Source organism: Veillonella nakazawae (assembly GCF_013393365.1).
Lineage (GTDB): Bacteria > Bacillota > Negativicutes > Veillonellales > Veillonellaceae > Veillonella > Veillonella nakazawae.
This window is the reverse complement of the sequence record NZ_AP022321.1, coordinates 1,797,780-1,822,961: the sequence shown is the minus strand read 5'-3', so window position 1 is coordinate 1,822,961 and position 25,182 is coordinate 1,797,780. Positions and strand designations below refer to the sequence as shown.

Genomic DNA, 25,182 nt, shown 5'->3' with positions numbered 1-25,182 from the left:
CTAATGCGTATAATGTGTTGTATAAAATATAATTTGTTTAAGGAATCCTATCTGAGGAGAGATATAATGAAGAAATTTGCTCTTACAACGTTAGCTGTAATGGCGGCCGTTGGTGTGTTGGCGGTTCAGCCTGCAGATGCGAAAAAGGTACAACAAGATCCTAGTATGGCAATTATTGATATGCCTATGAATGATGAAATTCAGCAAGTCAATGGTGTATCTAAATCTGCAAATAAAGAAACACAACGTTTATCTAATAAGTTAGCAGATGCTACAAGAGTGATGGTTAAGAAAAATTGGAAAACCATCTATATTAAAGCTGTACCTACAGGAGATAAATCAGCTGTACGATTCTATTACACAGATAAAAATGGTCAAGTATATAATGGCCAAGTCATTAGAAATACAGGCCTATCCAAAGGTAAATATATGACTGGTTCGTTGCGACAAGTTGAAGCTCTACAAGAATTAGTAAATCATTTACAACAAAATGGTCAAGAGGTACCATCCTCCATTGATCTTATCATTACCCAAGGTGGATATCGTACTAAGACGATCTTTAATTATGGCGAAGATACAAGTAATTTACCTGCTTATCAACAACAGTATGAACAACAAAACTTCCCTACTATGAAGTAAGAGAAAGGCCCGTGCATAGCACGGGCTTTTTGTGTTAGATTATGTAATCGTCAGAATCTTCTTTTTTAGGTTTTTTGTAAATTTCTTTTACACCAGCCATCTCGATAAGTTCCTCACTGAGAGCATCTTCATCATCTGTATTAAGCATGGAGTAGAAGGCCCAGAGAATAACGAACCAAATTGGTGTAAACAAGAGGGCAATTCGAGTGTCTTCGTTTAAGGCGAGAATACCTAGAATGAAAACAAAGAATGCAAGGATGATGTAATTCATCACTGGGAATAGAGGCATTCTAAATTTAGATTGTGCCGCTAATTCAGGATTTTTCTTGCGATATTTAAGGTGACAAATAACCATCATTGCCCAAATAAATATGAAGCAGAATGTAGAGATAGATGTAATCATAACGAATACTGCTTCTGGCATTACATAGTTGAGTACAACTGTAATTAATAGTACTGCAGCGGAGAAAATAGTTGCTTGGTATGGTACACTGCTGTGTGTTAAGCGACGCATAGAGCTTGGCGCATGACCGCGTTTTGCAAGGGCATAAATCATACGGCCTGTACTAAAGATACCAGAGTTTGTAGCAGATGCAGCAGATGTAAGAACTACGAAGTTTACGATGCCTGCAGCTGCTGCAATACCAACTGCTGTAAATACGGCCACAAATGGGCTAGCAGATGGGTTGACGGCTGTCCAAGGATAAATGCTCATGATGATAGCCAAAGAGCCCACATAGAACAAAATAATGCGTAATGGAATATTGTTAATCGCCATAGGGATAACCTTTTCAGGATCCTCTGTTTCACCAGCTGTTAAACCTACGAGCTCGATACCTGTGAAAGCGAAAACAACCATTTGGAATGATAAGATAAAGCCCATCGTTCCGTTCGGGAACCAGCCCCCATAATTCCACATATTACTAAAGGCGGCAACGCCTGCATCTGTAGTAAAACCTGTGACAATCATGATGATACCGATGATAATGAGGGAGATGATGGCAATTACCTTAATCAAGGCAAACCAGAACTCCATTTCACCGAAGTATTTTACGGCTGTTAAGTTCATTAATAGCAATGCCACTAAGACGACAAGGGCGGGTATCCATTGAGGTAGCCACGGTATCCAAAACTGCATATAGAGGCCTACGGCTGTTAAATCGGCCATGGCTAGTGAAAGCCAACAGAACCAGTATGTCCACCCTGTAATAAATGCTGCTCGATCACCTAAATAATCCTCGACGAAATCGATAAAGGAGTGGTGATTCAAGTTGGATAATAACAATTCGCCTAATGCTCTCATGATGAAGAAGCAGATAATACCTGTAATAAGGTAGGCGAAAATAATGGATGGACCTGCCAAGTGAATGGCACGACCGGAGCCTAAGAACAAGCCTGTACCGATGGCACCGCCGATGGCGAGCAACTGTACGTGCCGGTTCTTAAGGCCCCGTTTTAACTGATGCGTATCAGACATAGTAAAGACCTCTTTTCTACAAACCATCTACAAATATAAAAAGCCATGGATGACCATAGCTTTTATAATCTATAGAATCAATAAAACTATTTTCTTATAATACAGTATCTATTGTAAAAAGTCAAATGTATTTATACAGTGGACACATAGGAGAAATAGTATTATTAATATACGAATAAAAGAGAAATTATTCATTTAAGAGAATACTTAGCCTTAAAAGATTTCTAAAATTTGCTATAATGATACATAGATTATTTTTTACGTAAAACTGTGGAGACTATTATGAGACGACAAGATCGCAAGGTTACAGATATAGATGAAATTAAGGGCATTTTAAATAGCACTCGTATCATTCACCTAGGCATGATGGATGGTGATTACCCTTACGCAGTACCCCTACATTTTGGATATGAATTTATAGATGAGGTACTTTATATCTATGTACATGGCCATTATGAGGGGAAAAAGTTTAGTTTGATTCAAGCGAATCCACATGTATTTATTGAAATTGATGGTAGCGATGAAGCCCTCGTTTCAGGTGGAGATATACCATGTAAATATAGCTCGGTTTACTCTAGTGTGATGGGGCGTGGAGAGGCTACCTATTTAGAGGCTATTGATGAAAAGTCTCATGGCTTACAAGTATTGATGAAACATCAGACAGGTCGTGAGTTTACTTTTACGGAAGCCATGGTAAACTCTGTGGGCGTAGTTCAAATTAAAATTGTCGACTATACGGCCAAAAGACGAAGACAACTTGAACAAGATGTTATTATGCCTCCATTAATTAAATAATGATACAACAATCCTATTGAACTCTATTATGATATAGCGTTCAGTAGGATTTTTTATATCGAACCTAAGCATTAGATACATTATTTGGTTATGACGATGCTTTCACAAAAGGAAAGATAAAAGTTTTATGAAGTAGCTGGAGCTACAGAATAGGTTTCTTGATTCTGATATAAATAAGAAAATATATCATTATATGTGTGAAGTATATTATAAAATTTTATAAGGCAGAGAGAGAATATGAGAAAATTAATATGTAACTCCATTTTGGCTGCTATAGCTGTTGGTTTAGTATCTATAAGCTATGTATCCGCAGATACTGTTGATCAGTCTGTATCGATTAATAATTCTGAGGTCACATCTAAGTCTAAAAATGTTACGCCAAACATGAATAATGCTTCTCCAATTAAACAAATACCAAGAATGCAATTAGTAGGCTGGCCTTTTATGACTCAAGACAGTGCTCGTAACTTTAAGGGGATAGCAGAGGTTACTCAGAAATTACCGTATGAGGCTGAGGCACCTAGTTATATACCTTATGGATATTAGCTTTATACAGCACGTCTTGATCGAAATGATGTGCTAGAGGTTGTATATTACAAAAAAGATGCACCTATCTATCAGGCTGGGAAAAAATTTATTACTAATGCTATGGCCTATCGAATGGGATACTCCTTGGATACCGTAAGAGATACAGCGTATATTCCTGCAGAGTATAAGGACTATGAATGGTCTGAGCAAGGTGAATCTGGCAAGGTGTATTATACAGGTAAGCCAGGAGTACAATTGATCCGTAGCATTACGTGGACGGAAGGTGGCATGGCGTACTCCTTATTCTTCTTAGAACCTGTGAAAGCAGTTGATGCTGAATTCTATAAGGAACATGTGGTACCTGTAAAAAATATAGATAGCTCACGTTATGAATTATTAGGAAACTATCCGGTTACGAAGATTTCAAACAAAACAATTGATGAATATAATAAAGAACGAATGATTCCTTAGCAGATAAACTGATGTTATACAAATTGTATCTAGAACAATATATTGTGTAATAGCGGTAGAATTTGTAATTGCTTATAAAGAGGAAAAAATATGAGAAAAACAATGTATAAGTCCGTTTTAGCTGTTATTGCTGCTGGGTTATTATCTGTAGGAATGGCCACAGCAGAAACGGTAGATACTCCTGATACTATAGATCAGGCTGGATCCACTAAAACACTTAAGCTAGGACATAATTTTAAAAATGTAGAGCCTAGAACTGATAGCTTACAGTGGCACTTTCATGATTGGCCTATAGAGAATACACAAGAGGCTCATACTTTTAAGGGAAATCTAATAGAGGCAGCGAAGAAGCTTCCATATGAGGCTGAGGCACCTAGCTATATCCCTTATGGTTATGAAATCTATACAGTGCGGCAAGACAAAAATGATGTATTAGAGGTTGTATATTTTATAAAAAATTCCCCAATATATCGAGTTGGGAAGAGAAACTCTGGTAGTATTTTCGTTTATAGAATGGGCTATTCAGTGGAAGATGTAAAAGATGTACCGTATGTTCCTGCTGAGTATAAGGACTTTGAATGGTCTGAACAAGGTGAATCTGGCGAAGTCTTTTACACCGGGGATCCAGCAGCGCAACTAATTCGCAGCATTACGTGGACAAAAGACGGTATGGCATATTCCTTATTATTCTTAGAATCTGTGAAATCAGTTGATGCTGAATTCTATAAGGAGCATGTGGAGCCTGTAAATTATACGGCTATATAAATATACGATATTGGAAAAGCGGAAACCTGTGTAACCGCTCGAAGAGGAGAGAATATGAAGAAAATAATAACATCTGCTGTTTTATGTGCCGCGATGGCTACGGCAGTAAGTACCTTTGGGGTGCAGCCAGTTAGTGCTACATACCCGTTAATAGATAAAAATGGCAATACCGTTCCTGTTGAACGAGATGTAGATATAGATAATAAAAAGCTCATCGATGATAATAAAAAACTCGCTGATCGTTATCGTTGGTATGATCAAGTTGATGATTATGATTTAGTTAAAACTAATATTGAGAGTACCGCGCAGGAATTTGGCTATCCTATACAAGTTCCGTCTTATATGCCTAAAGATTATGCAGTACGTGATGTAAAGGCCAAGGACCATGACGTATTAGAAATCGTTTATACAGAAACGGGCCGTGATGGAGAATTTGGTCCGAAGCTAACCTTCTCTAATACAGATATTGTATATCGTATGGGTTGGGCTATCGATACAGTGGTAACGCCTATATTAGAAAAGACAAATTACAACGCTAAGGATGCAGTTAGCTTTACTACCCCTAATGGAATCGCTGTACATACGTTAGGTTATAGTAAAGACGCTATTCAAATTGCTTACTGGGAAAAAGATAATAAAGTGTATATGCTCTACTTTGCTTCTTTAAGAAATCAAAACTTTGTAAGCAAAATTGTAGACTCTGTAGGTCCTGTGAGTAACGTAGCCGTTGATGATACTCGACTACGTGGTGACCGCAATGATGAGCAACATATTGAAGAACCTGTTAAACAAAAGGTTGAAATAGATTGGCCTCCTTATGAAACGATTGGGTTGCCATTGCGTACACATACGAATTCTGTGTGGCCTATACTTACCAGCAAAACCATCGGTCTACCTAGCGGTGTAATCAATGCATCTCATAAGGTGTCCTATGACGTATCTGTACCAAGTTATTTACCGCTTGGCTATACATACTATGCTACACATTTTTATGACAATGATGTATTAGAAACTGTATATTGGAAGCAAGGTAAAGAGTATCAAGAACGCAGTGGCCGTTGGGTAACTCATACGATGGTCTTCCGCATGAGCTACTCTATGGACACCGTATGGCCTGAAGAATATATCCCATGGGAGTACTATGACGTACAGTGGAGCGACTCCACTCCAATAGGGGAGGTTCAATATACAGGGGATGTAGATAAGGGCTTAGTACGCAGTGTTACGTGGTACAAGGATAATATGGCGTATTTCTTGTTCTTCCAAGTGCCTGTGAAAGCATCTGAAGCAGACTTTTATAGAAATCATGTAGTGCCATTAAAAGATATCGATCCAAGTCGTACAGACTTAATTGGTGTAAAAACAATTCGTTAATACTAAATAGTAATAAAAAAAGAACCTATCTCCTAGATATTTTACTAATATCTTTAGAGATAGGTTCTTTTAGTATATGTAATTTACATACAATTAGTTCTTAGCGTATTAGTGATTATAGCAATCAAATATTAGCTTTCATTAATAGCTTGATTATGAGCATACGTTAATTAGAAGAATACGTAACGGATGATAACGAGTACCGCCAATACGTACATAATCCAGTTAACCTCTTTTGCACGACCTGCAATAATTTTGAGTAGAGGGTATGCAATAAGACCTGCAGAGATACCGTTAGCGATGCTGTATGTGAACGGCATCAAAACGATAACGAGGAATGCAGGGAAGCCTTCTGTCCAATCATCGAAGTCGATATTTCTGATAGCACCTAACATGAGGGCACCAACGATGATAAGAACAGGAGATGTTGCTGCGTTTGGCACCAAGGATACGATTGGAGCCAAGAACAAGCAGATTAAGAATAATACGCCTGTTGTGACAGCCGTTAAGCCTGTACGGCCACCAGCACCTACACCTGCTGCACTTTCAACAAAGGCAGTAATCGTAGAAGTACCGAGCAACGCACCAGCACTAACGCCAATAGCATCGACAGTCATAGCTTTACCAAGACCTGGGAATTTACCAGATTTAGGATCTGCAATTTTCGCTTCCGTAGCCGTACCGATCAATGTACCCATGGAGTCGAATAATTCTACAAAGGTGAAGGAGAAGATAATCGTGATTAAGCCCATGTGGAGCGCACCAGGAATATCTAGTTGAAGGAATGCTGCTTTAGAGAAATCTGGTACTGCTAATACCGTGAAGTTCTCAGGCATTGTGGAAAGGCCAGTAGCATAGGAAAGAATTGTTGTTACTGCCACACCAATCAAGAGAGAACCTTGAATTTTACGAGCCATCAATAAAGCTGTAAAGATGAGGGAGAATAGAGCCAACAATGTTTCGCCACTGTGCAAATTACCAAGCGTTAAGAGCGCTTCGGACGCAGGGGGTACTAAGTTGCCGTGTGTTTGCACAACTTGACCTAAGGAGTTTGGAGACAAACTAATGGAGATAGCCATTAAGCCGGATAATTTCAAACCGATGATAGCGATGAAGAGACCGATACCAACGGTAATGGCAACCTTCATAGAGGCTGGGATGCCTTCAACGATCATTTGGCGTATCGACGTAAGTGTTAATACGAGGAATACGAGACCGGAAATGAACACCGCACCTAATGCTGTTTGCCAGGATACGCCCATACCGAGAACTACGGTAAAGGAGTAAAAGGCTAAGAGGCCAACCCCAGGAGCGAGGGCAATCGGATAGTTTACGAATAAACCCATAGCAATCGTTACAAGGCCACCACCTAAGGCAGTAGCGATGAGGACTGCATCTTTATCCATCCCTCCGAGACTAAGAATGTTAGGCGCCAAGAATAGGATGTACGCCATCGTGATAAACGTAGTAATACCAGCTAAAATTTCGGTTTTAACAGTTGTACCGCGTTCACTGAGTTGAAATAGTTTATCTAACATTAGATAACATCCTCCCATATGAAATTAAAAAATACCCAAATAAAATATTTCGATATATGTATAGTGTATCATATTTCCCACCATTTTTTGTATGAATTTGTGATATACTATAAATATATTATGAATGACTTAGAGGTTAACTTATGAAAATATCTACTAAAGGGCGCTATGCCTTACGGATATTGGCGGATATTGCAGAGCACGGGGTAGAAAAAAATGTACCAATTCGTGAGATTGCAGAACGCCAAGGATTTTCCGATAAATACTTAGAGGGGATTGTATCTCGCTTATCCTCCGCTGGCCTCGTTAAAAGTGGACGTGGTAAATACGGTGGTTATCGCTTGGTGAAATTACCTGCTGAATACAATGTATATGAAATTTTATATGCTGCAGAGGACTCCATTGCTCTCGTATCTTGCTTAGAAGATGATGTAGAGCCATGTCCGATGTTTAACGATTGCTTGACTGCTCCGTTGTGGCAGTACTTGCAAGATGAATTCCGTCATGTTATGGAACGCGTATCCTTACAGGATGTAATGGATCACAAGTTTCCAACGGAATAAATGAGAGAGTCGCGTATCATATGCGACTCTTATTTATATAGAATATAAAAGTATTTTCTATATACTTTTATATATGAAAGGAGGCAACGAATGAGTACCACTACATATGACGCTCGCGGTGGCATGCGCAATGTATGGATTATTACGGCGGCCATGACAGTGCTAGCCATATGTTACACTATGATCATTCCGTTTTTGCCTATCTATCTTTTAGAATTAGGCGTTCCAAAGGCTGACGTAGCTCTTTGGTCGGGTCTCGTTTTCGGTATTACCTTTCTCATTGCAGGCATTATGGCTCCTATATGGGGCAAGATTGCCGATAATAAAGGGAAAAAACGGATGGCCTTGCGTGCTGGCTTTGCCATCGCCATCTGTTATGTATTAATTGGCTTAGTTACAGACCAATATCAATTACTCATGGGGCGTGCCCTCGTTGGTTTTGCTAATGGATTCTATCCAGCGGCAATGACTATGGTGTCCCTTAGTGTTGATGAAAAACAGGTTGGTAGAGCATTAGGTATATTTCAAACCGGTCTTATCTTAGGCAATGTCATTGGCCCGTTTTTAGGTGGCGCCGTTGAGAGTGTTGTAGGGATGCGACCTGTGTTTTACGTATCTGGTATTGCTGTATTTATTGCGACTTTGGCCGTATTATTTTTTGTGAAAGAACCCAAATTACATGCTGTGGGTGCTGATGGAAAAGAACAAGCTGCTCACCATACCAAATCTACATCCTTACGTGAAGACTTTAAAGCAGTTCAACAACAGCCTGTATTAGTACGATTACTCTGGATATTCTTCTTCATGCAATGCGCTATTATGATGTTGCAACCTATTTTGGCCCTCTATGTAGGAGATATGCAAGGCACTATGGAAGGGGCGGCTATGATCTCTGGCACCATCCTTAGTATCGGCGGCTTAGCAGGATCCTTAACGACGAACCTATGGGTCCGTTTGGGTGAACGCCGTGGTTATTTTAAAACCATTTCCTACTGTATGATGGGAAGTGGTATTGTCCTTTTACTTCAAAGCTTGCCAGTAGGTATTTGGTGGTTTGGTGTGTTACAAGTCTTAATTGGTTCTTGTATTGTAGGTATTAACCCATCCTTAAGTGCAGCGGTAACCCTCAATACAGACCCCAGTTTTAGAGGCCGCATGTTTGGTATGACTACGACGGCTCAACAATTTGGGTCTATGGTAGGTCCTGTATTTGCAAGTATAGTATCCACCTATATAGGTATATCCTATGTATTTAGCATTACAGGCTTGTTATTGTTATATATGGCATTCCAATCTAGAAAACTATCTGCCAAGCACGAATAATACCATAAATGATTACTCCACACGATTATGTGTGGAGTTTTTATTTAGAGAGAGTAGATATACTTAACGGGATTGAATAATATGACCAATTTTAATAAGACCGAGAAAATGAGATATAACAAAAAATTATGTTAATCGTTAATCTAAGAATACATTTTTAGTGCATAATAACGGGCTTTCATACGCTTTTTGTGAATAGCAATCCAATATAGCCGGATTGATTGCTTTTACCAAAATATTGGTATATAGTTAGTTTAAGGTAAGTCATTTGTCTCACCCTGTGGGACGGAAAGGAGTTATTATGGTCCGTATCGGTCATGCTGTACTCGGCGAAAAGGGTACAAAGATATGTGTGCCTATCGTAGGCACAACAATGAAAGAAATTTTAGATGCCACTGCGGTTGCATGTAATACACCGTGTCAGGTAGTGGAGCTACGCATTGACTATTACGAGCGGGCCTACTCCATTGACGCTATTATTGAATTATTAATGCTCATCAAGCCTCAATTAAAAGGTCGTGCCTTGTTATTTACATGGCGCACGAAAGGTGAAGGTGGGGAGAAATCCATTTCTTCACAAGACTACTTCACTATGTTAGAGCGCATCATTCCTACTGGATTGGTAGATGCTATTGATATTGAACTCTTCTTTGATCAAGATAGAATGCTCAAGACCATTGAGTTTGCTAAGGTACATGGCATTACAATTATCATGAGTAATCATGATTTTAATGGAACACCAAGTCATGAAGTTATTGTAAATCGTCTTCTTCAAATGAAAGAATTCTTAGCCGACGTGCCAAAGATGGCTGTTATGCCTAATACAACAGGGGATGTATTAACCCTCCTTGAAGCAACGGCTGAAGTTAAAGCCTTGTATCCATCTGACCCAATCATTACGATGGCTATGGGTCCACTAGGTGCTGTTACACGTACTGCAGGCGCTCTATTTGGTAATGCTATGACATTTGCCTCTGCTGGCAAAGCATCAGCACCAGGTCAAATTGATGTGCATGAACTAAAACGAATTCTTGATACTATCGACGTAGATGGTGTCTTCGATGAACAACAACATAAACGGGTAAAAGTGCATTAAAAAAAGTCGGCGAAAGCCGACTTTTTTATATGTTTTGTATTTCCTGTAATGTATTCATTTTTGAAGGTCGAATATAGAACACATATATATAATTATTTATAACCTTATATAGGATGAGATATTTTCTATGTGATAATTTTCTGTATTTTGTATCACTATTAATAATGGGATATCGTTCAGGAAAAATAGTTAATGAAGATATTTTTTCATAGATTAACCTTAATTCTTTTCTGATAATGCTTTGATCTATAAGCTGTTGTGCTAATGAAATTTTGAGATTTACTATATCAGATTTAGCTGTAGGGGTCAAAATTATTACATATCTCATTTTAATCTCCACACTTATAAATCTTTAAGGAGTTCATTAAAGACTTTTTCTACAGGTTCACCAATTCCATTTTCAGCCTGATTAAGACCTATTTCTATTCTTTTGTTGAACTCTTCTTTTGTCCATAAATCATCATTTATAGCATCAATCCATTCAGGGCGATGAATAGTCGGAGGAATATCTTTAGCGAATTGTATTTGTTTAGAAACTAGTGTAACAGTTTGTGATATGGTTAATCCCATTTCTTTTAAGATAGCTGTTGTTAGTGTCTTAACTTTAGGGTTTATACGGATATTGAGTATGCCTGTTTTATCAATTTTATCAAAGGATATTTCTATTTCGTTTTCTGTTGATGTTCCGTACGTATTTATAGTATCTGAGGCCTTTAATGTTCTTCGAGGTTGTTCGTAGGTGCTGTCATTCTTGAGTGTACTTGGCGTTGGTGTTTTTTCGGTAGGAGTTGTTGGTAAAGCAATGGCAAATGGGATACGACGTTCTTTTATAATTTGACGAAATAGTGCGTCTAGCATAGAGGTGTAGGATAGGCCCTGTGCCTTTAATATGCTAGATACTTCCTGTTTTAGATCTTCGTTGATGCGGACTTGTAGGTTTACTGTTTTCATAGTATCTCTCCTAGTATTCTTTTGGCTTGTGACTGTAATTCGTTGGTCATATTATTGATTTTATATTAAAAGTTTGTTAAGCTAATTAATTCCGTTTGTAATTACATTGTAATTGCACATGTGGATTTTTACAAATACATATAAAACATAGGGGAAATAAAAAAGCAGTAGTAATCCTAAGGATAGCTACTGCTTTTCAGTTTATATCATTGATGTCATGATATGAGTTTTAGTTTTATCTAGAAATACAGATGTAAAGTATTTTACAAATTTGATATATAAGCTCTTACAATAAATTTGCCTCAAAGTCTTCTAGGATAGTCGCCACTGTTTCTGGTGCATTGCGATTATGTTTTACGATGCATTGAGCGAAGCTTTCATACATTGGTGTACGCGTTGCTTCTAGTTCGCGTAAGCGTTCGATGCCACCACTAGAGAGAACACGACCAGAGGTAGATAGGTTTTCTACTGGTTGTGTTAATTGGTAGATACGACCGTTTTGGCGTAAGTGTGCGAAGTTTTTAGGAACTGTTACACAGCCGCCGCCAGTGGAAATAATAAGACCTGTTTGGGTACCGAATTTTGCAATCATTTCCGCTTCTTTTTCACGGAAGGCTGGTTCCCCTTGTTCTGTAATGTATGTGGAAATGTTTCCAATTTCTTTTTCTAACTCATGATCCACATCAACGCAGGTACGGCCCATTTCTTCACCGAGCGCTTTACCAACTGTAGTTTTTCCTACGCCAGGCATGCCGATGAGGATAATGTTTTCCTTTTCACGGCGCATATCTCGCAAGATTTGCTCGATTTCCTTTGTGCCAAAGCTTTCACCTTGGAAATGGTTAGCAGCTTCAACGCCTTGAGCCACGAGGAATGGCAAGCCATCACAATGAGGAATTTCCATCATTTCTGCTTGTAACAACAAAATCGTACGGCGTGGATTATAGATGAGGTCTACAACGCCTTCTAATTTGGAGAATTGTGTAATATCGATAAGATTAGCTGGATTATGAGGGTACATACCGATAGGTGTGCAGTTAATAATAATCTGTGCTGTTTCGTAGTAATTAGGCGCATCACCATAGAATGGTGCGGTCTTACGAGAGAGATGAACTATGTTCTTAGCTCCTAAGTCTTCAAGAGCTACGTGAACGGTAGCGGAGGAAGCGCCATCGCCAAGGATAATACATTCCTTGCCAGATACATCAATGCCAGCATGTTGTAGAGTAAACACGAAACCATCGTAGTCAGTATTATAGCCGTGCCATTTACCATCTTTGCGAACCATCGTATTCACACAACCGATGCGTTCTGCACGAGGGTCTACTACATCACAAGCTTCAAGGGCATTTACCTTGTAAGGAATAGTGATATTGATACCTTGTAATTCCTGATCCGCGAAGAACTCTTGTAGTTGGCTCGGTTCGCGTTCAAATAATTCGTAATTTGTATTCCCTAGTGCACTGTGAATGCGAGGGGAGAAGCTATGGCCTAACGTACGGCCAAGTAAACCAAATTTCATAGGACCTCCTAGGTCAATATACATAGAATGGCTAATAGGCTGGTACCTATTAGCCATTGAAGTTTTATAACTATATGTATTGTACTATATATGTTCTTATAGAGACTAGTACATATAAGTATATTAGTTTTCAGGGTAATTGCCTAGTAAGCGGAATTTATCTTGTGATGTGTGTAGCTCTGCTAGAACAGACAATACCTTAGGATCTGCTAGGGATGCTTCTAAGTCGAGGTAGAATAAGAACTCAAAGTTATGGCCTACAATCGGGCGAGACTCGAGTTTGGTAAGATTTACGCCGATATTTGCAAACTTGGTAAGTAATGTACCAAGGCCACCTGGAGCGTGGCTTGCTGTAGTTACCACGGAGATTTTATTAGCCCCTGGGTATACATGGAAGTCCTTGCTGATGCAGATAAAGCGCGTATAGTTGTTATCGCTATTTTGGATATTGCGCATCAATGGAGATAAATTATATAAATCGGCACATTGAGGAGCTGCAATAGCTGCCACACCTGGATCGTCACTAGCTGCTACGAGCTGTGCTGCACGAGCCGTGTTATCGAAGGAGCGCAATTCTACGCCTTCTAATTTTTCTAGGAAGTGGCTGCATTGGCCCAATGCTTGAGGATGGGAGATGATAGTGTGAATATCTTCTAGTTTTGTGCCTTTTTTCACGAGTAAATCGTGAGAAATCCATAGGCGAGTACCGCGTACGATATAGCATTTACGATCTTCTAGAAGGTCATATACTTCTTTTACAGAACCATTGGAGCTGTTTTCGATAGGTAATACGCCGAATTGACATTCTCCAGACTCAACAGCGTCGAATACAGCACGGAAGCCTGTTACATAGTGAATTTGGCTGAGTGGTAATAATTTATCGCACGCCACTTGCGCATTACTACCGAAGACGCCCGCACAAGCTACGCTGCCACGTTGTGGAGGTAGTGTAGGGGACTGCTCAATAGCCTTTTTCATTTTAACAGTGAACTCATTATCTTGGAATAATTGTTCAGACTGATATGTACGGCTCAAGCTGAATAATGCTTCGAAGAAACGGCGTGCGTATAGGTCGAGGTCTGGGCCTGCATCTCGAGTTACTTTGTCGAGGATATCTCGTTCTCGTTTGGCATCGTAAATAGCCTTGTTCATTTCTTTTTTCGCTGCCGCAACATCCTTGGAGAGTTCCATGCGCTCTTTGAAGAGGGCGAGCATTTGGTCGTTTATATCGTTAATCTTAACGCGTACTTCATCTAAGTTCATGGTCAATATCTCCTAAGAAATCAAGAATAACAAGGGCTGTAACAGCTTCGATTACAGGTACTGCACGAAGCGCTACACATGGGTCGTGACGACCTTGGATTGTGAGCAATGTGTCCTCTTTTTGTGAAAGTGACACAGAATGTTGTTCTTTATAAATAGATGGTGTTGGCTTGATGCCCACTTGCATAACGAGTGGTAAGCCATTGGTAATACCACCTTGAATACCACCGCTATTATTCGTTGTCGTTGTAATCTTGTCGCCGTCCATGGTGAAAGCGTCATTCACTTCGGAACCAAGCTTAGCACACATGTCAAAGCCTCCACCGAAGGATACGCCTTTAATGGCAGGGATTCCAAAGATAACACGAGCTAAGCGGTTTTCGATGCCATCAAAGTTTGGATTGCCAAGGCCAATTGGTAGTCCTGTAGCAACGACTTCAACGATACCACCGGTAGAGTCGCCGTCTTTTTTGAGGTTCATAACAAGGGTTTCTACTTCGTTACGTTTTTGTGGATTAACCATAGCAATTGGCTCTGTAGCGATGCTAGCTAATGCTTTCATATCTGGGTGAACCATGTTGATAGGAGTATCTTGAATCGTTCCCACTTGTTTTAAATGGCCGTGGATTTCAATGCCTTTTTCACGTAATAGTTGGATAGCGATGCCACCAGCTACGCAAAGCGGAGCTGTAAGGCGCGCTGAAAAATGGCCACCTCCGCGCATATCTACCTTGTCACCGTAGCGCATGCGAGCTGTGAAGTCCGCATGAGATGGGCGAGGGATATCACGTAAGTTATTATAATCGCTAGAGTGTTGAGATGTGTTGCGGATCATAAATGCCAATGGAGAACCACTGAGCATGCCGTCTACCATACCTGCTAAAAATTCAGGTGTATCGGCTTCCTTACGTTGTGTTGTTAATTGATTTTGCCCTGGCGTACGGCGCTTTAAAAAAGCTTTTAACTCATCGATATCGATGGTATGTCCACAAGGCAGACCCTCTACAATACCGCCAATGGCATACCCATGAGAGGCGCCAAAGGTAGATACCTGTATGGTTTTACCGAAATTAGATGCCATTATATTAACTCCTACTATATAGTATGTACTATTTCTATTATCTATTAGATTAAACCAGATACGATTAGAAATCTAAACTGGTTGTGCATTACCGCCCAGTAAGTTCCAGTCCTCAAAGAAGTCTGGATAGGATTTTGTGATAGCTTCGCTATCTTGTAACGTAACAGGGTTTTCACTGATGAGGGCCATCAATGTGCCTGCCATAACGAGGCGATGGTCATTTACGCAATCGCCATGTCCACCTTTAAGTATACCACTACCGATGATGTATAGGTCATCACCTTCTTCGCACACTGTACCGCCTAAATCTCTTATGAGATTAGCAACAGCTACAAGGCGATCAGATTCTTTTAAACGTAGGCGAGCACCTTTAACAAAGGAACTTTCACCAGAAATAGAGCAAGCAAGGGCGGCCATAACAGGCAACATATCCGGCATTTGCTCTAGATCTGCATGGATTGGCTTGGAAGCGCGACCTGTGACCGTCACATTCATACCATCCCATACTACATCACAACCAGCATTAATCATAACTTGCATGATGCGGCGGTCAGCTTGTACAGAGTTTTTGTTCATGCCTGTAATCGTAATTGGTTTGCCCGTCATACCAGCGGCTACCATCCAGATTGCTGCATTAGACCAGTCGCCTTCGATTTGGTAATTATCACGACCTATGAAGGACGAACCAAATGGTACTGTGAAAGCCTCATTGATGTTTGTGTCTGGTAAAGTGTGTTCTACTTCGACACCAAAATCTCGCATTGTTTCAGTAGTTAGTGTTACATAATCGCTAGATTGTAGTGGCGTAGTAGAGGTAATAGTAGATAAGCCGATTTGAGGGGCTGCCAACAATAAACCAGAGAAGAATTGACTACTTACATCACCTACCATGGAGAAATTGCCCCCTTGAAGACGCCCCATCATAGTGAATGGTGGTTTATCTTGGGAGAATGTTACGCCGTGCGCTTTCATTTCGCTTAGCATAGGTTCTAGAGGACGATCTGGTAAACGACCTTTCGCATCTACATCTACATCATTACAGATGGATGCTGCTACAGGCAATAAAAGGCGTAATGTAGTGCCTGATTCGTGAGGTACTACATTGCCCTTTGCAGGAGCGGGGCCAGGAGTAACGGTAACAATTTTATTTTCATATACTACGTGAGCACCTAAGCCTCGCAAGGAGTCCATAGTAGCATCGATGTCTTTAGAGGTACGGCTTAGTAGTATAGTAGATGGAGAGTTAGCAAGGGCTGCACAAATTAATGCGCGGTGTGCATGTGCCTTTGCTGGGATGGACGCAATCGTTCCTGTAGGAATGGCGTTCGTTACGGAATGCATATAAATCTCCTTTAAATATTAGGTAAACCTTATATTACAAATAACAATTATACAGGTTGTAGGTGCTAGAAACCTTAGATAACTTAATCGTAATAGATAAGTTATCTTAATCAAGATAGGTTGCTAACTCCTCGTGGGTGACAACCTTGAGTTCGCTATGGCCGTAGCTTGTAGGAACTACGATTTTTATAGTTGATCCTTCACTTTTTTTATCGTGCTTAGCAGCTGCAAGAATTTCTTCTTTTGTTATGGTCGTAGTAGTTGGCAAATCGTGTGTTTCGATGAGGGCTTTTAATTTTTCTAATGCTTCTACATCTAATTCTCCATGTTTTACAGCACCTTGTGCCATGAGGACCATACCGATGGCTACAGCATAGCCATGGTGGACTTCAAAGTGGCTCGCTTTTTCAATACCATGACCAAAGGTATGACCGAGGTTTAAGAGGGCACGAACACCAGATTCACGTTCGTCTTGCTCCACGATATCCGCCTTTGCTTGAACGCAACGAGCGATAACGGTACTCACGCTATCACGATGCTTTATTAATGGCTTATGTTCGAGTTGGGTTAATAAACCTGGTACATCAAGGAAACCATATTTAATAATTTCTCCACATCCATTTTTCCATTCCATGTCTGGTAAGGTATTAAGCGTTGTTGGATCACAGAGAACGAGAATGGGTTGTTTGAAAGCACCCCACAAGTTTTTACCTGCTTCTAGATTGACTGCTGTTTTACCACCTACAGAGGAGTCTACTGCGGCTAATAGGGATGTAGGAACCTGTACATAGTCGATACCACGTAAGTAGGTAGCTGCTGCAAAACCTGCCATATCGCCTACAACGCCGCCCCCAAGGGCAATGAGCAAGTCTTTACGAGTTAATGATTGGGCTGCCATGTATTCTACTAAATCGATGAGTTGATGAGCGTTTTTGGAGCTTTCACCAGCAGGGAATACATAATCACAAACAGTATAACCCGCATGTTCCATATTAGCTTTCACAGAATCCAAATAATGAGGTGCCACATTGCTGTCGCTGACGATGATAACACGGCAATTTGGTTTTAATAACGGCTTAATATAATCGGTGATGCGTTGTAAAGCGCCTTCCTCGATGACAACGTCATACGGTGTGGACGCGTTAATATGAATGCGAGTCATAACAGTTCCTTTCATAAAAGAATAAGCTAGTACCTATTATAACGGATACTAGCTTATTTGTGTGCTATTTAAGATTATTTAGTGCATTCTACCAATGCTTGGCGCAATGCGATAATTTCTTTCATAAGGCTAGTGAATTGGTCTGGACGTAATGCTTGAGGGCCGTCGCATAATGCTTTGGATGGATCATTGTGAACTTCGATCATAAGGCCATCTGCACCGCCGCCTACGGATGCAAGGGAGAGTGGGCGAACCATACGACTCATACCAGCAGCGTGGCTAGGGTCCATGATGATTGGCAAGTGGGATAATTCATGCATCATAGGAATTGCTGTTACGTCTAATGTATTACGAGTTTTAGTTTCGAATGTGCGAATACCACGTTCGCATAATACAACTTGTTCATTGCCTTCGGACATGATGTATTCAGCAGCCATTAACCATTCTTCGTATGTAGCAGATAAACCACGTTTTAAAAGAACTGGTTTGTTTAATTTACCTACTTCTTTTAAAAGTGTGAAGTTTTGCATGTTACGAGCGCCGATTTGAAGCATATCTACATTATCGAAGTATTGTAATTGAGAGATATCCATAACTTCGGAAACGATAGGTAGACCTGTTTCTTTTTTAGCTAGCTCTAACAATTCCAAACCTTCTGGACCCATACCTTGGAAGGAGTATGGAGAAGTACGTGGTTTGAAAGCTCCGCCGCGAAGGATTGTGGCACCAGCTGCTTTACAAGCTTTTGCTGTTTCTAATACTTGTTCAGGTGTTTCAACGGAGCAAGGACCAGCCATTACTGCGAAGTGACCACCACCGATAAGTGCACCACCTACGTTGATTACAGAATCATCTGGATGGAATTTACGGTTTGCTTTTTTGTATGGTTCTTGAATACGAGTTACTTTATCTACGAAATCTAGGGACTCGATTTGGCGAGCATCGAGGGATGCAGTGTCGCCGATAAGACCTAAGATGTTGTAGCGAGCGCCTTCTACAGGATGGATAATGAAGCCTTTTTCCTCTAATTCACTGCGTAAACGAGATACCTCTGTTTCTGCTGCGTTTTGTTTCAATGTGATAATCATGATAAATCCTCCTTGTAAACTACAGTGAATAGTAGGGCTCACCATACGGGATAGCAAACAAAAAAGGGCTACCCGTAGTCTAATACGGGTAGCCCTTTTACTATTCTAAGCAACTAATAATGACTAAATCTTAATTAGCGTACCACAAATAGTTCCTTACCCGTACATTGGATAAAGAACCAATAAAAGTATTGTTTTGTAGCTAAGCTAATTTGGTTAGTCATCTTTGGTTGCTCCTTTCTAAAAATTATGGGTATAGTATAAACCCAAATGATAAAATTATGCAATACCTAAAAATGAATTTCATAGAAGTTTTAAAAACAATGTGCTTAATAAATTATTTGAAATGCAGATATAATAAGACTTTTTGTATAAAAATGATTTTTGCTATTCATGACTAAATTGTAGTATAATGAGTTTATAAAGAGAGCCAATCAACGTGTCGGTAGCGTTAGGCTCATCTAAAATTTGGGTAAAAATGATGCGCCTAACGTGTTAGAGGTCTAGCCACCTCATTACGTTAGGCGTTTTCATTACCTTACTTAACTAAGGCAATGATAGTAACTATGGATAACAAAAATAATTTTACACAAATAGCGATATATGAGTAGCAGTGGAGGCGATATGGTGATTCAAATTTTAGATCATATTACTGATGAAATAAAACAAATTCGTATCGATGTGTTTATGAAGGAACAAGGTTTTGAAGACGAGTTTGATGCAATCGATGAGACTGCAAAGTTTGTACTTTTATCCATAGATGGTAAGCCAGCTGGTACGTGCCGATATTTTCCCAGCGACGTAGCTGGAGATGCGCATATTGGTCGCATGGCGGTACGCAAGCTATATCGTGGACAACATTTAGGAACTAAAATTATGATGGCCGCAGAAAACGGCATTCGCCGCGATGGATTTAAGACCTGCTCCTTATCAGCGCAAGTACAGGCAAAACCATTCTACGAATCCCTTGGCTATAAGGCAGAAGGCGAGGAATACCTTGATGAAAGCTGTCCCCATGTGATGATGCGGAAAGTATTATAAGAAACTAGATACTAAATATAATAGTTTGTATTAGTTCAGTCAGTATATTAATATCCATATATTTCAAAATATGAGGTGAGAGTTTATGAAACTAGCGGAAGCATTACAAGAGCGATCTGATTTGAATTATAAAATTAGCGATTTAGAGCTTCGTTTGACTCAAAATAGTTTAGTGCAAGAAGGGGAAGCACCGAATGAGAATCCTGAAGAGCTTTTAAAAACATTAGATCAATGTGTAACTAGACTACAAAAGTTAATTGCAGATATTAATTTAACAAATTGCAAAACTATTGTAGAAGGTCGCTCTATTACTGAAATTATTGCGGAAAAAGATAGTGCTGCATTGCGTCTAAGTGCTTATCGGACATTGGCGTCTAGCGCAGGTAGTATCAATTTCCGTGCGAGAGGGTCTGAAATCAAATTAATCCCGACCGTCAATGTCAAAGATATCCAAAAAGAAGCTGATTACATCGCAAAACAAGTTCGTTTATTAGACAATCTATTACAGTCTGCTAACTGGACCACCGAATTGATTGAAAGCTAATATCTATATAGTTGGTAGTTTGATACAGGGTGGACACAAAACTTTTGCTTTTACCAAGCGTTTTATGAATACATTCATGGGGCGAATGCGAATCTACAGTGTAGGCCTATTTGCGCACAAATGTATTGATACAATTTACAATGTATTACCACGTGTTGACTGTAAAAACGAGGGTGGCGTTGGGGACTATTTCTAAATATAAACGATAAAAAGATACCCAATTCAAAGATTTGGATTGGGTATCTTTTTTCTTAGTATTCTAATTTATCGAAATCAAATACCGCTATCTTTGATTATAGGTACGTTAGTACTACAGTATATTTAATTTTTTGATAAGTATATAAATTTTACTTTTTACTTAGTGAACTATGGTATAATATAATTAAATAATAATCATTATTTAAATATATAGATTTTCTTAAGTAAGGAGATTTCATTATGACAGCAGAACAAAAAGCAGCTACGGCAGCAACAAGTTCTACCGCAGCTAAATCAACACCTGAACAAGGTACCGAATGGATAATTTGCCGTGTATGCGGATATATTGAGGATGCTAAGTACAGGGATCAACCTTGTCCAACATGTGGTTTTCCTCCAACCGTTTGGATGGATTACAAGCCACGTCGCATTAATCCAAAACGTGAAAAATTGCTAGATCTTCATTTACATCCAATTGCGGTACATTTCCCAATCGCAGCAACAGCAGCTTCTTTCTTAGTACCTGTTATTGCATTGTTGATTCCATCTATTGCAAATGTATTATTTCCTGCCATTACATTAGTAGTGATGATTTTACCACTTCTCGTTATTATTGGTGGTATTTCTGGTTATATTGGTAGTAAATTACGTTACAAAAAAGGAACATCTAAAATTCCTAAAGCAAAGATTTACTTAACAGTTATCTACTTTATTCTTTCCTGTGCACAAGCCTACATCGCTATTGCTAACGGTGTAAATGCTGATAACGCATGGATTATGATTATTTTAGGTATCGTAGCTTCTATCTTTGCTGCCAAACTTGGTAAAATGGGGTCCTATCTATTTGCAGGTCGATTCGGCCCATATACAGCTGGCTAACCATTATTAACTGAATAACCTTTATAATGAAAAAAGTGATTCTCCCACCGTGAGAATCACTTTTTCTTTTATCTTTTTTGTTATTATTCTAAATCATCGAAATCAAATGCTGCTGCTTTTGTATAGTTTGTAACTTTTGCTTCGAAGAAGTCAGTTTTTGTACTATTCAAGTTGGAGAAGCTTTCAATCCATTCCATAGGGTTTTCTTTGATTTCAGGGTATAGATGAGGTAAGCCGATTGCTTCTAAGCGGATATTGGCAAGGTATTTGATGTAGCGTTCAATAAGAACGTTGTTAAGGCCGAGGATTTTATCATCAGTGATGTATTGACCCCAAGCGATTTCGTTTTCTGCACCTTGGCGAATCATGTCAGTGATTTTCGCTTCCAGTTCAGGAGTGAACAAGTCAGGGCGTTCACGACGTAACTCGCGGATGATGTTTTGGAATAATACAAGATGAGTTACTTCGTCGCGGTTGATGTATTTGAAGATTGTGGATGTAGCTGTCATTTTACCTTGGCGTGCCAATGTGTAGAAGAAGCTAAAACCAGAGTAGAAGTAAATACCTTCTAAGATATAGTTGGCGATGATTGTATGAATAAGGTTTGCTTCGCTAGGATCGTCGCTGAAACGTTGGTATGCATCAGCGATGAAGCGGTTACGAGCAAGCAATGTCTTATCTGTACGCCATTCGTCATAGATTTTGTCACGTGTAATAGGATTTGTTACAGTGTCCAAAATGTAGGAATAACTTTGAGCGTGAATTTCTTCTTGGAATGCTTGGATATTCAATAAAGATGCCACTTCAGATGCTGTAATATAACGGCTCAAGTTAGGCAAGTTTTCAGATTGAATAGAATCAAGGAAGTTCAAGAATGCAATAATTTTGTCAAATGCACGGCGTTCGTAATCTGTTAAGTATGGGAATTGCTTAACGTCTTCGTTCAAGGAAATCTCTTCAGGAATCCAGAAGTTGTTGAGCATTGTACGGTACATTTGGTTCGCCCAGTCGTACTTGATACGGTTCCATTCGCGAAGGTTTGTTGTGTTGCCGCCAATCATAGATTGCGTGCCACGTTCACCATGTTCGTTGAAAATCAGTTTTTTATCCATAGTAGGACTCCTTTATACAACGATGCGACCTATACTGCTATAGGTCGTCATCAGACTTATATACACATCTCGTATTAGGAGGAGCAGCTAGTGCATTCATCCATTTCAAGGGATTGGTTACGGATGTAGTAGATTGTTTTGATACCTTGTTTATAGGCCTCAACATAAAGATCTAGGATTTCTTTCGCTTTCATTTGAGGTGTGATATACAAGTTGAAAGATTGTGCTTGGTCAATATGACGTTGACGTACGCCACAAGCTTTGATGGACCATTGTTGGTCGATTGTATGCGCCTCTTTGTAGAGCCAGAATGTTTTGTTGTTCAAATCTGGTGCAGTTTTTGGTGTGAAAGAACCTTTCTTCTCTTCGATGAAGAATTTTTTGAAGATAGGGTCGATACCAGCTGTAGTATTTGCAATGTTGGAAGTAGAACCTGTAGGAGCTACGGCCATCAAATAACCATTGCGAATGCCGTATTTTGCAACGTCTGCAGCCAATTGTTTCCAACGATCGGATGTGTAGCCACGACGTGTGAAGTATTCACCAGTTTCCCATTCGGAACCTTTGAATGCAGGGTATGCACCTTTTTCTTTCGCCAATTCCATGGAAGCTTTGATGGAATAGTACGCGATGTTTTCGAACAATTTATCTGCTACTTCAATGTGCTCATCAGATTCCCATTGGATATCGTGGTTTACAAGGTAATGGTGGTAACCAGAAGTACCAAGACCAATAGCACGGTATTTATCAGAAGTCATGCGAGATTCTGGAACTGGTGCTTGGTTGATAGAAATAACATTGTCTAACATGCGGATTTGAAGAGCGATATTTTCTTCCAATTCTTCGTCAGAAATACGGCCAAGGCTGATGGAGTTCAAGTTACATGTAACCATGTCGCCTGTATTTGTTTTTGTAGTGATAGTGCCGTCTTCGTTGATGATTTCTTCAGCAAGGTTTGTGAAGCCAACGTTTTGTGCAATTTCGTGGCACAAGTTGGACGCGTAAATCATACCTGCATGTTTGTTAGGGTTTGCAGCGTTTACAGTGTCGCGGAAGAAGATGAATGGTGTACCAGTTTCAACAGCAGAGCGCATGATTTTTTTCATCATGTCTAGTGCTGGCACTTCGATGCCGTGTAAGTTCGGATCTTGTTCACATTCAAGGTAACGTTTTGTGAACTCTTTGTTATCGTCTGTGTCGTAGAAGTCCTCTAGAGCATAGCCTTTTACAGCCAAGATTTCATGAGGGTCGAAGAGGGTGAAGTTTTCACGGCCGATCATGCGTTCCATGAAGATGTTTGGAACAGAGATAGCAGGGAAGATATCGTGTGCTTTACGACGGTCGTCACCATTATTTGTACGAAGCTCTACGAATTCGTAGAAGTCTTTGTGCCAAATATCGAGTGTTACTGTAGCACCGCCTTTGCGTTTACCCAATTGGTCTACGGCAACCGCTGTATCGTTGTATAAACGGATCCAAGGAATAACGCCACCAGAGGAGTTTTTGAAACCGCGGATATCGGAGTTCAATGCACGAACTTTACCAAGGTAGATACCAAGAGCACCACCGTGTTTAGATACGCGGGAGAACTTGCTGTTTACGTCGTAAATGGACCATAAGTTATCATCTACACCAGAGATAAAGCAAGAGGACAACTGATGGAATGGTGTACCTGCATTTGCCAATGTAGGTGTAGCTGTTGTCATTTTTAACTGGCTCATCAAATCGTAGAATTTCTTAGCGTATTCTACTTTGTTTTCGCCCTCTACCAATGCCAAGTGCATTGCTATAGCCATGAAGCGTTCTTGTGGCAATTCAAAGATTTCTTTGTTGAAGCCTTTTACCAAGTAACGGTCAGCCAATAATTTAAGACCTTCATAGTTGAAGAGGTAGTCGCGCTTAGGTTTGATGTAATCGCCTAATTCTTGCAATTCATCAGGTGTATATTCTGTAACGAAGAAGTCAGCGTATTTTTTCTCTTCTACAAGCATGTGTACAAGATTTGGGAAGTTGCCATAACCGAATGCTTTATAACGACGAGTGATAGCGGCTTCTTTATAGAGATCGAACAAGAAGAGGCGAGCTGCTACAAACTGCCAATCTTGGTTCATTTTATTAACTTGGTTGCCGAAACCGTCGTCTTTTTTAGAGATAACCTTTTCGATAGCAGTTTGTACTAAAGTTTTTTGAATCTCTTTAGTAGTCATGCCATCAACGAATTGTAACTTCGCATCTAACTCCAATTCTAGTGGATCACAAGAATCTAACCCCAAACATGCGAAGGCAATCATACGTTTCGTTTTTTCAACGGATAAAGGCTCGAAATGGCCATCCCGTTTCTTGATCATAATCTCCATTACTGTTCCCCTTGAGTCTTAAAAGTAATAAAACTGTTAATCTAAGCATATATAAGATTAGACTGAAAAGTATA

24 protein-coding genes are annotated in these 25,182 nt (G+C 39.8%); 12 read left to right on the top strand and 12 right to left on the bottom strand.

The genetic code is table 11. From position 1 onward, the window contains the following. Positions 1 to 66: 66 nt before the first annotated feature. On the top strand, positions 67 to 639 hold the full coding sequence (locus VEIT17_RS08465) for an immunity protein YezG family protein (protein ID WP_060924450.1): 573 nt from the start codon (positions 67 to 69) through the stop codon (positions 637 to 639). A gap of 34 nt (positions 640 to 673) precedes the next feature. Here the strand turns inward: VEIT17_RS08465 and VEIT17_RS08460 are convergent, their stop codons facing one another. After that, complete coding sequence (locus VEIT17_RS08460) at positions 674 to 2,116, bottom strand: amino acid permease (RefSeq protein ID WP_129823381.1); 1,443 nt, start codon at positions 2,114 to 2,116, stop codon at positions 674 to 676. A 282-nt stretch (positions 2,117 to 2,398) separates the two neighbouring features. Between VEIT17_RS08460 and VEIT17_RS08455 the strand changes: the two genes are divergently transcribed. From VEIT17_RS08455 to VEIT17_RS08440, 5 genes are all read left to right on the top strand, one after another. Next, the gene (locus VEIT17_RS08455; RefSeq protein ID WP_178885642.1) at positions 2,399 to 2,911 is read left to right on the top strand and encodes a pyridoxamine 5'-phosphate oxidase family protein; all 513 of its coding nucleotides are present in this window, start codon (positions 2,399 to 2,401) and stop codon (positions 2,909 to 2,911) included. A gap of 237 nt (positions 2,912 to 3,148) precedes the next feature. Next, positions 3,149 to 3,457: a hypothetical protein gene (locus tag VEIT17_RS09835; RefSeq protein ID WP_242013252.1), complete on the top strand. Its 309-nt coding sequence runs from the start codon at positions 3,149 to 3,151 to the stop codon at positions 3,455 to 3,457. Between the two features lie 30 nt (positions 3,458 to 3,487). Then, positions 3,488 to 3,910 (top strand): hypothetical protein, encoded by a 423-nt coding sequence (locus tag VEIT17_RS09830; protein ID WP_242013251.1) that lies wholly within the window; start codon positions 3,488 to 3,490, stop codon positions 3,908 to 3,910. A gap of 90 nt (positions 3,911 to 4,000) precedes the next feature. Next, positions 4,001 to 4,675: a hypothetical protein gene (locus VEIT17_RS08445; RefSeq protein ID WP_178885640.1), complete on the top strand. Its 675-nt coding sequence runs from the start codon at positions 4,001 to 4,003 to the stop codon at positions 4,673 to 4,675. Between the two features lie 54 nt (positions 4,676 to 4,729). Next, positions 4,730 to 6,049, top strand: coding sequence for a hypothetical protein (locus VEIT17_RS08440; protein WP_178885638.1), 1,320 nt, complete (start codon positions 4,730 to 4,732; stop codon positions 6,047 to 6,049). A gap of 170 nt (positions 6,050 to 6,219) precedes the next feature. On the opposite strand, the gene VEIT17_RS08435 is transcribed toward VEIT17_RS08440, so the two are convergent. Continuing rightward, positions 6,220 to 7,587, bottom strand: a complete 1,368-nt coding sequence (locus tag VEIT17_RS08435) for an NCS2 family permease (protein ID WP_024066768.1) — start codon at positions 7,585 to 7,587, stop codon at positions 6,220 to 6,222. 143 nt (positions 7,588 to 7,730) lie between these two features. Here VEIT17_RS08435 and VEIT17_RS08430 point away from each other — a divergent pair, with 143 nt between their 5' ends. From VEIT17_RS08430 to aroD, 3 genes are all read left to right on the top strand, one after another. After that, entirely contained in the window at positions 7,731 to 8,150 is a 420-nt protein-coding gene (locus VEIT17_RS08430) for an RrF2 family transcriptional regulator (RefSeq protein WP_024066769.1), read from the top strand. A gap of 90 nt (positions 8,151 to 8,240) precedes the next feature. Next, entirely contained in the window at positions 8,241 to 9,473 is a 1,233-nt protein-coding gene (locus VEIT17_RS08425; protein WP_024066770.1) for an MFS transporter, read from the top strand. Between the two features lie 301 nt (positions 9,474 to 9,774). Then, positions 9,775 to 10,569, top strand: coding sequence for a type I 3-dehydroquinate dehydratase (aroD, locus tag VEIT17_RS08420; protein ID WP_060924443.1), 795 nt, complete (start codon positions 9,775 to 9,777; stop codon positions 10,567 to 10,569). A 25-nt stretch (positions 10,570 to 10,594) separates the two neighbouring features. Here the strand turns inward: aroD and VEIT17_RS08415 are convergent, their stop codons facing one another. The 8 genes from VEIT17_RS08415 to aroF form a co-directional block, all read right to left on the bottom strand. After that, the gene (locus VEIT17_RS08415) at positions 10,595 to 10,897 is read right to left on the bottom strand and encodes a type II toxin-antitoxin system RelE/ParE family toxin (protein WP_178885636.1); all 303 of its coding nucleotides are present in this window, start codon (positions 10,895 to 10,897) and stop codon (positions 10,595 to 10,597) included. Positions 10,898 to 10,911: 14 nt separating this feature from the next. Next, the gene (locus tag VEIT17_RS08410; RefSeq protein ID WP_119209228.1) at positions 10,912 to 11,520 is read right to left on the bottom strand and encodes a type II toxin-antitoxin system RelB/DinJ family antitoxin; all 609 of its coding nucleotides are present in this window, start codon (positions 11,518 to 11,520) and stop codon (positions 10,912 to 10,914) included. A 286-nt stretch (positions 11,521 to 11,806) separates the two neighbouring features. Then, entirely contained in the window at positions 11,807 to 13,042 is a 1,236-nt protein-coding gene (locus VEIT17_RS08405) for a shikimate kinase (protein ID WP_178885634.1), read from the bottom strand. Between the two features lie 123 nt (positions 13,043 to 13,165). Beyond that, on the bottom strand, positions 13,166 to 14,305 hold the full coding sequence (locus VEIT17_RS08400; RefSeq protein ID WP_005379588.1) for a bifunctional chorismate mutase/prephenate dehydratase: 1,140 nt from the start codon (positions 14,303 to 14,305) through the stop codon (positions 13,166 to 13,168). After that, a complete protein-coding gene (gene aroC / locus VEIT17_RS08395) occupies positions 14,292 to 15,386 on the bottom strand; it encodes a chorismate synthase (RefSeq protein ID WP_178885631.1) in 1,095 nt (364 codons plus the stop codon). The genes VEIT17_RS08400 and aroC overlap by 14 nt, the downstream gene beginning before the upstream one ends. A gap of 72 nt (positions 15,387 to 15,458) precedes the next feature. Continuing rightward, complete coding sequence (gene aroA, locus VEIT17_RS08390; RefSeq protein WP_178885630.1) at positions 15,459 to 16,727, bottom strand: 3-phosphoshikimate 1-carboxyvinyltransferase; 1,269 nt, start codon at positions 16,725 to 16,727, stop codon at positions 15,459 to 15,461. Between the two features lie 106 nt (positions 16,728 to 16,833). Continuing rightward, the gene (gene aroB, locus VEIT17_RS08385) at positions 16,834 to 17,889 is read right to left on the bottom strand and encodes a 3-dehydroquinate synthase (RefSeq protein WP_178886040.1); all 1,056 of its coding nucleotides are present in this window, start codon (positions 17,887 to 17,889) and stop codon (positions 16,834 to 16,836) included. A 74-nt stretch (positions 17,890 to 17,963) separates the two neighbouring features. Then, the gene (aroF, locus tag VEIT17_RS08380; RefSeq protein ID WP_119209223.1) at positions 17,964 to 18,977 is read right to left on the bottom strand and encodes a 3-deoxy-7-phosphoheptulonate synthase; all 1,014 of its coding nucleotides are present in this window, start codon (positions 18,975 to 18,977) and stop codon (positions 17,964 to 17,966) included. A 624-nt stretch (positions 18,978 to 19,601) separates the two neighbouring features. Here aroF and VEIT17_RS08375 point away from each other — a divergent pair. The 3 genes from VEIT17_RS08375 (at position 19,602) to VEIT17_RS08365 (ending at position 21,639) form a co-directional block, all read left to right on the top strand. Next, a complete protein-coding gene (locus tag VEIT17_RS08375; RefSeq protein ID WP_060924437.1) occupies positions 19,602 to 20,018 on the top strand; it encodes a GNAT family N-acetyltransferase in 417 nt (138 codons plus the stop codon). A gap of 85 nt (positions 20,019 to 20,103) precedes the next feature. Further along, complete coding sequence (locus tag VEIT17_RS08370) at positions 20,104 to 20,562, top strand: DIP1984 family protein (protein ID WP_060924436.1); 459 nt, start codon at positions 20,104 to 20,106, stop codon at positions 20,560 to 20,562. A gap of 438 nt (positions 20,563 to 21,000) precedes the next feature. Continuing rightward, positions 21,001 to 21,639 (top strand): hypothetical protein, encoded by a 639-nt coding sequence (locus VEIT17_RS08365; protein ID WP_178885628.1) that lies wholly within the window; start codon positions 21,001 to 21,003, stop codon positions 21,637 to 21,639. A gap of 83 nt (positions 21,640 to 21,722) precedes the next feature. Here the strand turns inward: VEIT17_RS08365 and VEIT17_RS08360 are convergent, their stop codons facing one another. Together VEIT17_RS08360 and VEIT17_RS08355 are read right to left on the bottom strand one after the other, a co-directional pair. After that, positions 21,723 to 22,751, bottom strand: coding sequence for a ribonucleotide-diphosphate reductase subunit beta (locus VEIT17_RS08360; protein WP_129823396.1), 1,029 nt, complete (start codon positions 22,749 to 22,751; stop codon positions 21,723 to 21,725). Between the two features lie 74 nt (positions 22,752 to 22,825). Further along, positions 22,826 to 25,108 (bottom strand): ribonucleoside-diphosphate reductase subunit alpha, encoded by a 2,283-nt coding sequence (locus VEIT17_RS08355; protein WP_178885625.1) that lies wholly within the window; start codon positions 25,106 to 25,108, stop codon positions 22,826 to 22,828. Positions 25,109 to 25,182 lie beyond the last annotated feature (74 nt).

What these genes read in the sequence shown, in the direction of transcription:
- VEIT17_RS08455 (WP_178885642.1), top strand. Translation starts at nt 2,399, where the DNA reads ATGAGACGACAAGATCGCAAGGTTACAGATATAGATGAAATTAAGGGC.
- VEIT17_RS08435 (WP_024066768.1), bottom strand. Translation starts at nt 7,587, where the DNA reads ATGTTAGATAAACTATTTCAACTCAGTGAACGCGGTACAACTGTTAAA.
- VEIT17_RS08400 (WP_005379588.1), bottom strand. Translation starts at nt 14,305, where the DNA reads ATGAACTTAGATGAAGTACGCGTTAAGATTAACGATATAAACGACCAA.
- VEIT17_RS08460 (WP_129823381.1), bottom strand. Translation starts at nt 2,116, where the DNA reads ATGTCTGATACGCATCAGTTAAAACGGGGCCTTAAGAACCGGCACGTA.
- VEIT17_RS08370 (WP_060924436.1), top strand. Translation starts at nt 20,104, where the DNA reads ATGAAACTAGCGGAAGCATTACAAGAGCGATCTGATTTGAATTATAAA.
- VEIT17_RS09835 (WP_242013252.1), top strand. Translation starts at nt 3,149, where the DNA reads ATGAGAAAATTAATATGTAACTCCATTTTGGCTGCTATAGCTGTTGGT.
- aroC (WP_178885631.1), bottom strand. Translation starts at nt 15,386, where the DNA reads ATGGCATCTAATTTCGGTAAAACCATACAGGTATCTACCTTTGGCGCC.
- VEIT17_RS08355 (WP_178885625.1), bottom strand. Translation starts at nt 25,108, where the DNA reads ATGGAGATTATGATCAAGAAACGGGATGGCCATTTCGAGCCTTTATCC.
- VEIT17_RS08465 (WP_060924450.1), top strand. Translation starts at nt 67, where the DNA reads ATGAAGAAATTTGCTCTTACAACGTTAGCTGTAATGGCGGCCGTTGGT.
- VEIT17_RS08430 (WP_024066769.1), top strand. Translation starts at nt 7,731, where the DNA reads ATGAAAATATCTACTAAAGGGCGCTATGCCTTACGGATATTGGCGGAT.
- VEIT17_RS08440 (WP_178885638.1), top strand. Translation starts at nt 4,730, where the DNA reads ATGAAGAAAATAATAACATCTGCTGTTTTATGTGCCGCGATGGCTACG.
- VEIT17_RS08425 (WP_024066770.1), top strand. Translation starts at nt 8,241, where the DNA reads ATGAGTACCACTACATATGACGCTCGCGGTGGCATGCGCAATGTATGG.
- VEIT17_RS08375 (WP_060924437.1), top strand. Translation starts at nt 19,602, where the DNA reads ATGGTGATTCAAATTTTAGATCATATTACTGATGAAATAAAACAAATT.
- VEIT17_RS08405 (WP_178885634.1), bottom strand. Translation starts at nt 13,042, where the DNA reads ATGAAATTTGGTTTACTTGGCCGTACGTTAGGCCATAGCTTCTCCCCT.
- aroB (WP_178886040.1), bottom strand. Translation starts at nt 17,889, where the DNA reads ATGACTCGCATTCATATTAACGCGTCCACACCGTATGACGTTGTCATC.
- VEIT17_RS08415 (WP_178885636.1), bottom strand. Translation starts at nt 10,897, where the DNA reads ATGAGATATGTAATAATTTTGACCCCTACAGCTAAATCTGATATAGTA.
- VEIT17_RS08365 (WP_178885628.1), top strand. Translation starts at nt 21,001, where the DNA reads ATGACAGCAGAACAAAAAGCAGCTACGGCAGCAACAAGTTCTACCGCA.
- VEIT17_RS08410 (WP_119209228.1), bottom strand. Translation starts at nt 11,520, where the DNA reads ATGAAAACAGTAAACCTACAAGTCCGCATCAACGAAGATCTAAAACAG.
- aroF (WP_119209223.1), bottom strand. Translation starts at nt 18,977, where the DNA reads ATGATTATCACATTGAAACAAAACGCAGCAGAAACAGAGGTATCTCGT.
- aroA (WP_178885630.1), bottom strand. Translation starts at nt 16,727, where the DNA reads ATGCATTCCGTAACGAACGCCATTCCTACAGGAACGATTGCGTCCATC.
- VEIT17_RS08445 (WP_178885640.1), top strand. Translation starts at nt 4,001, where the DNA reads ATGAGAAAAACAATGTATAAGTCCGTTTTAGCTGTTATTGCTGCTGGG.
- aroD (WP_060924443.1), top strand. Translation starts at nt 9,775, where the DNA reads ATGGTCCGTATCGGTCATGCTGTACTCGGCGAAAAGGGTACAAAGATA.
- VEIT17_RS08360 (WP_129823396.1), bottom strand. Translation starts at nt 22,751, where the DNA reads ATGGATAAAAAACTGATTTTCAACGAACATGGTGAACGTGGCACGCAA.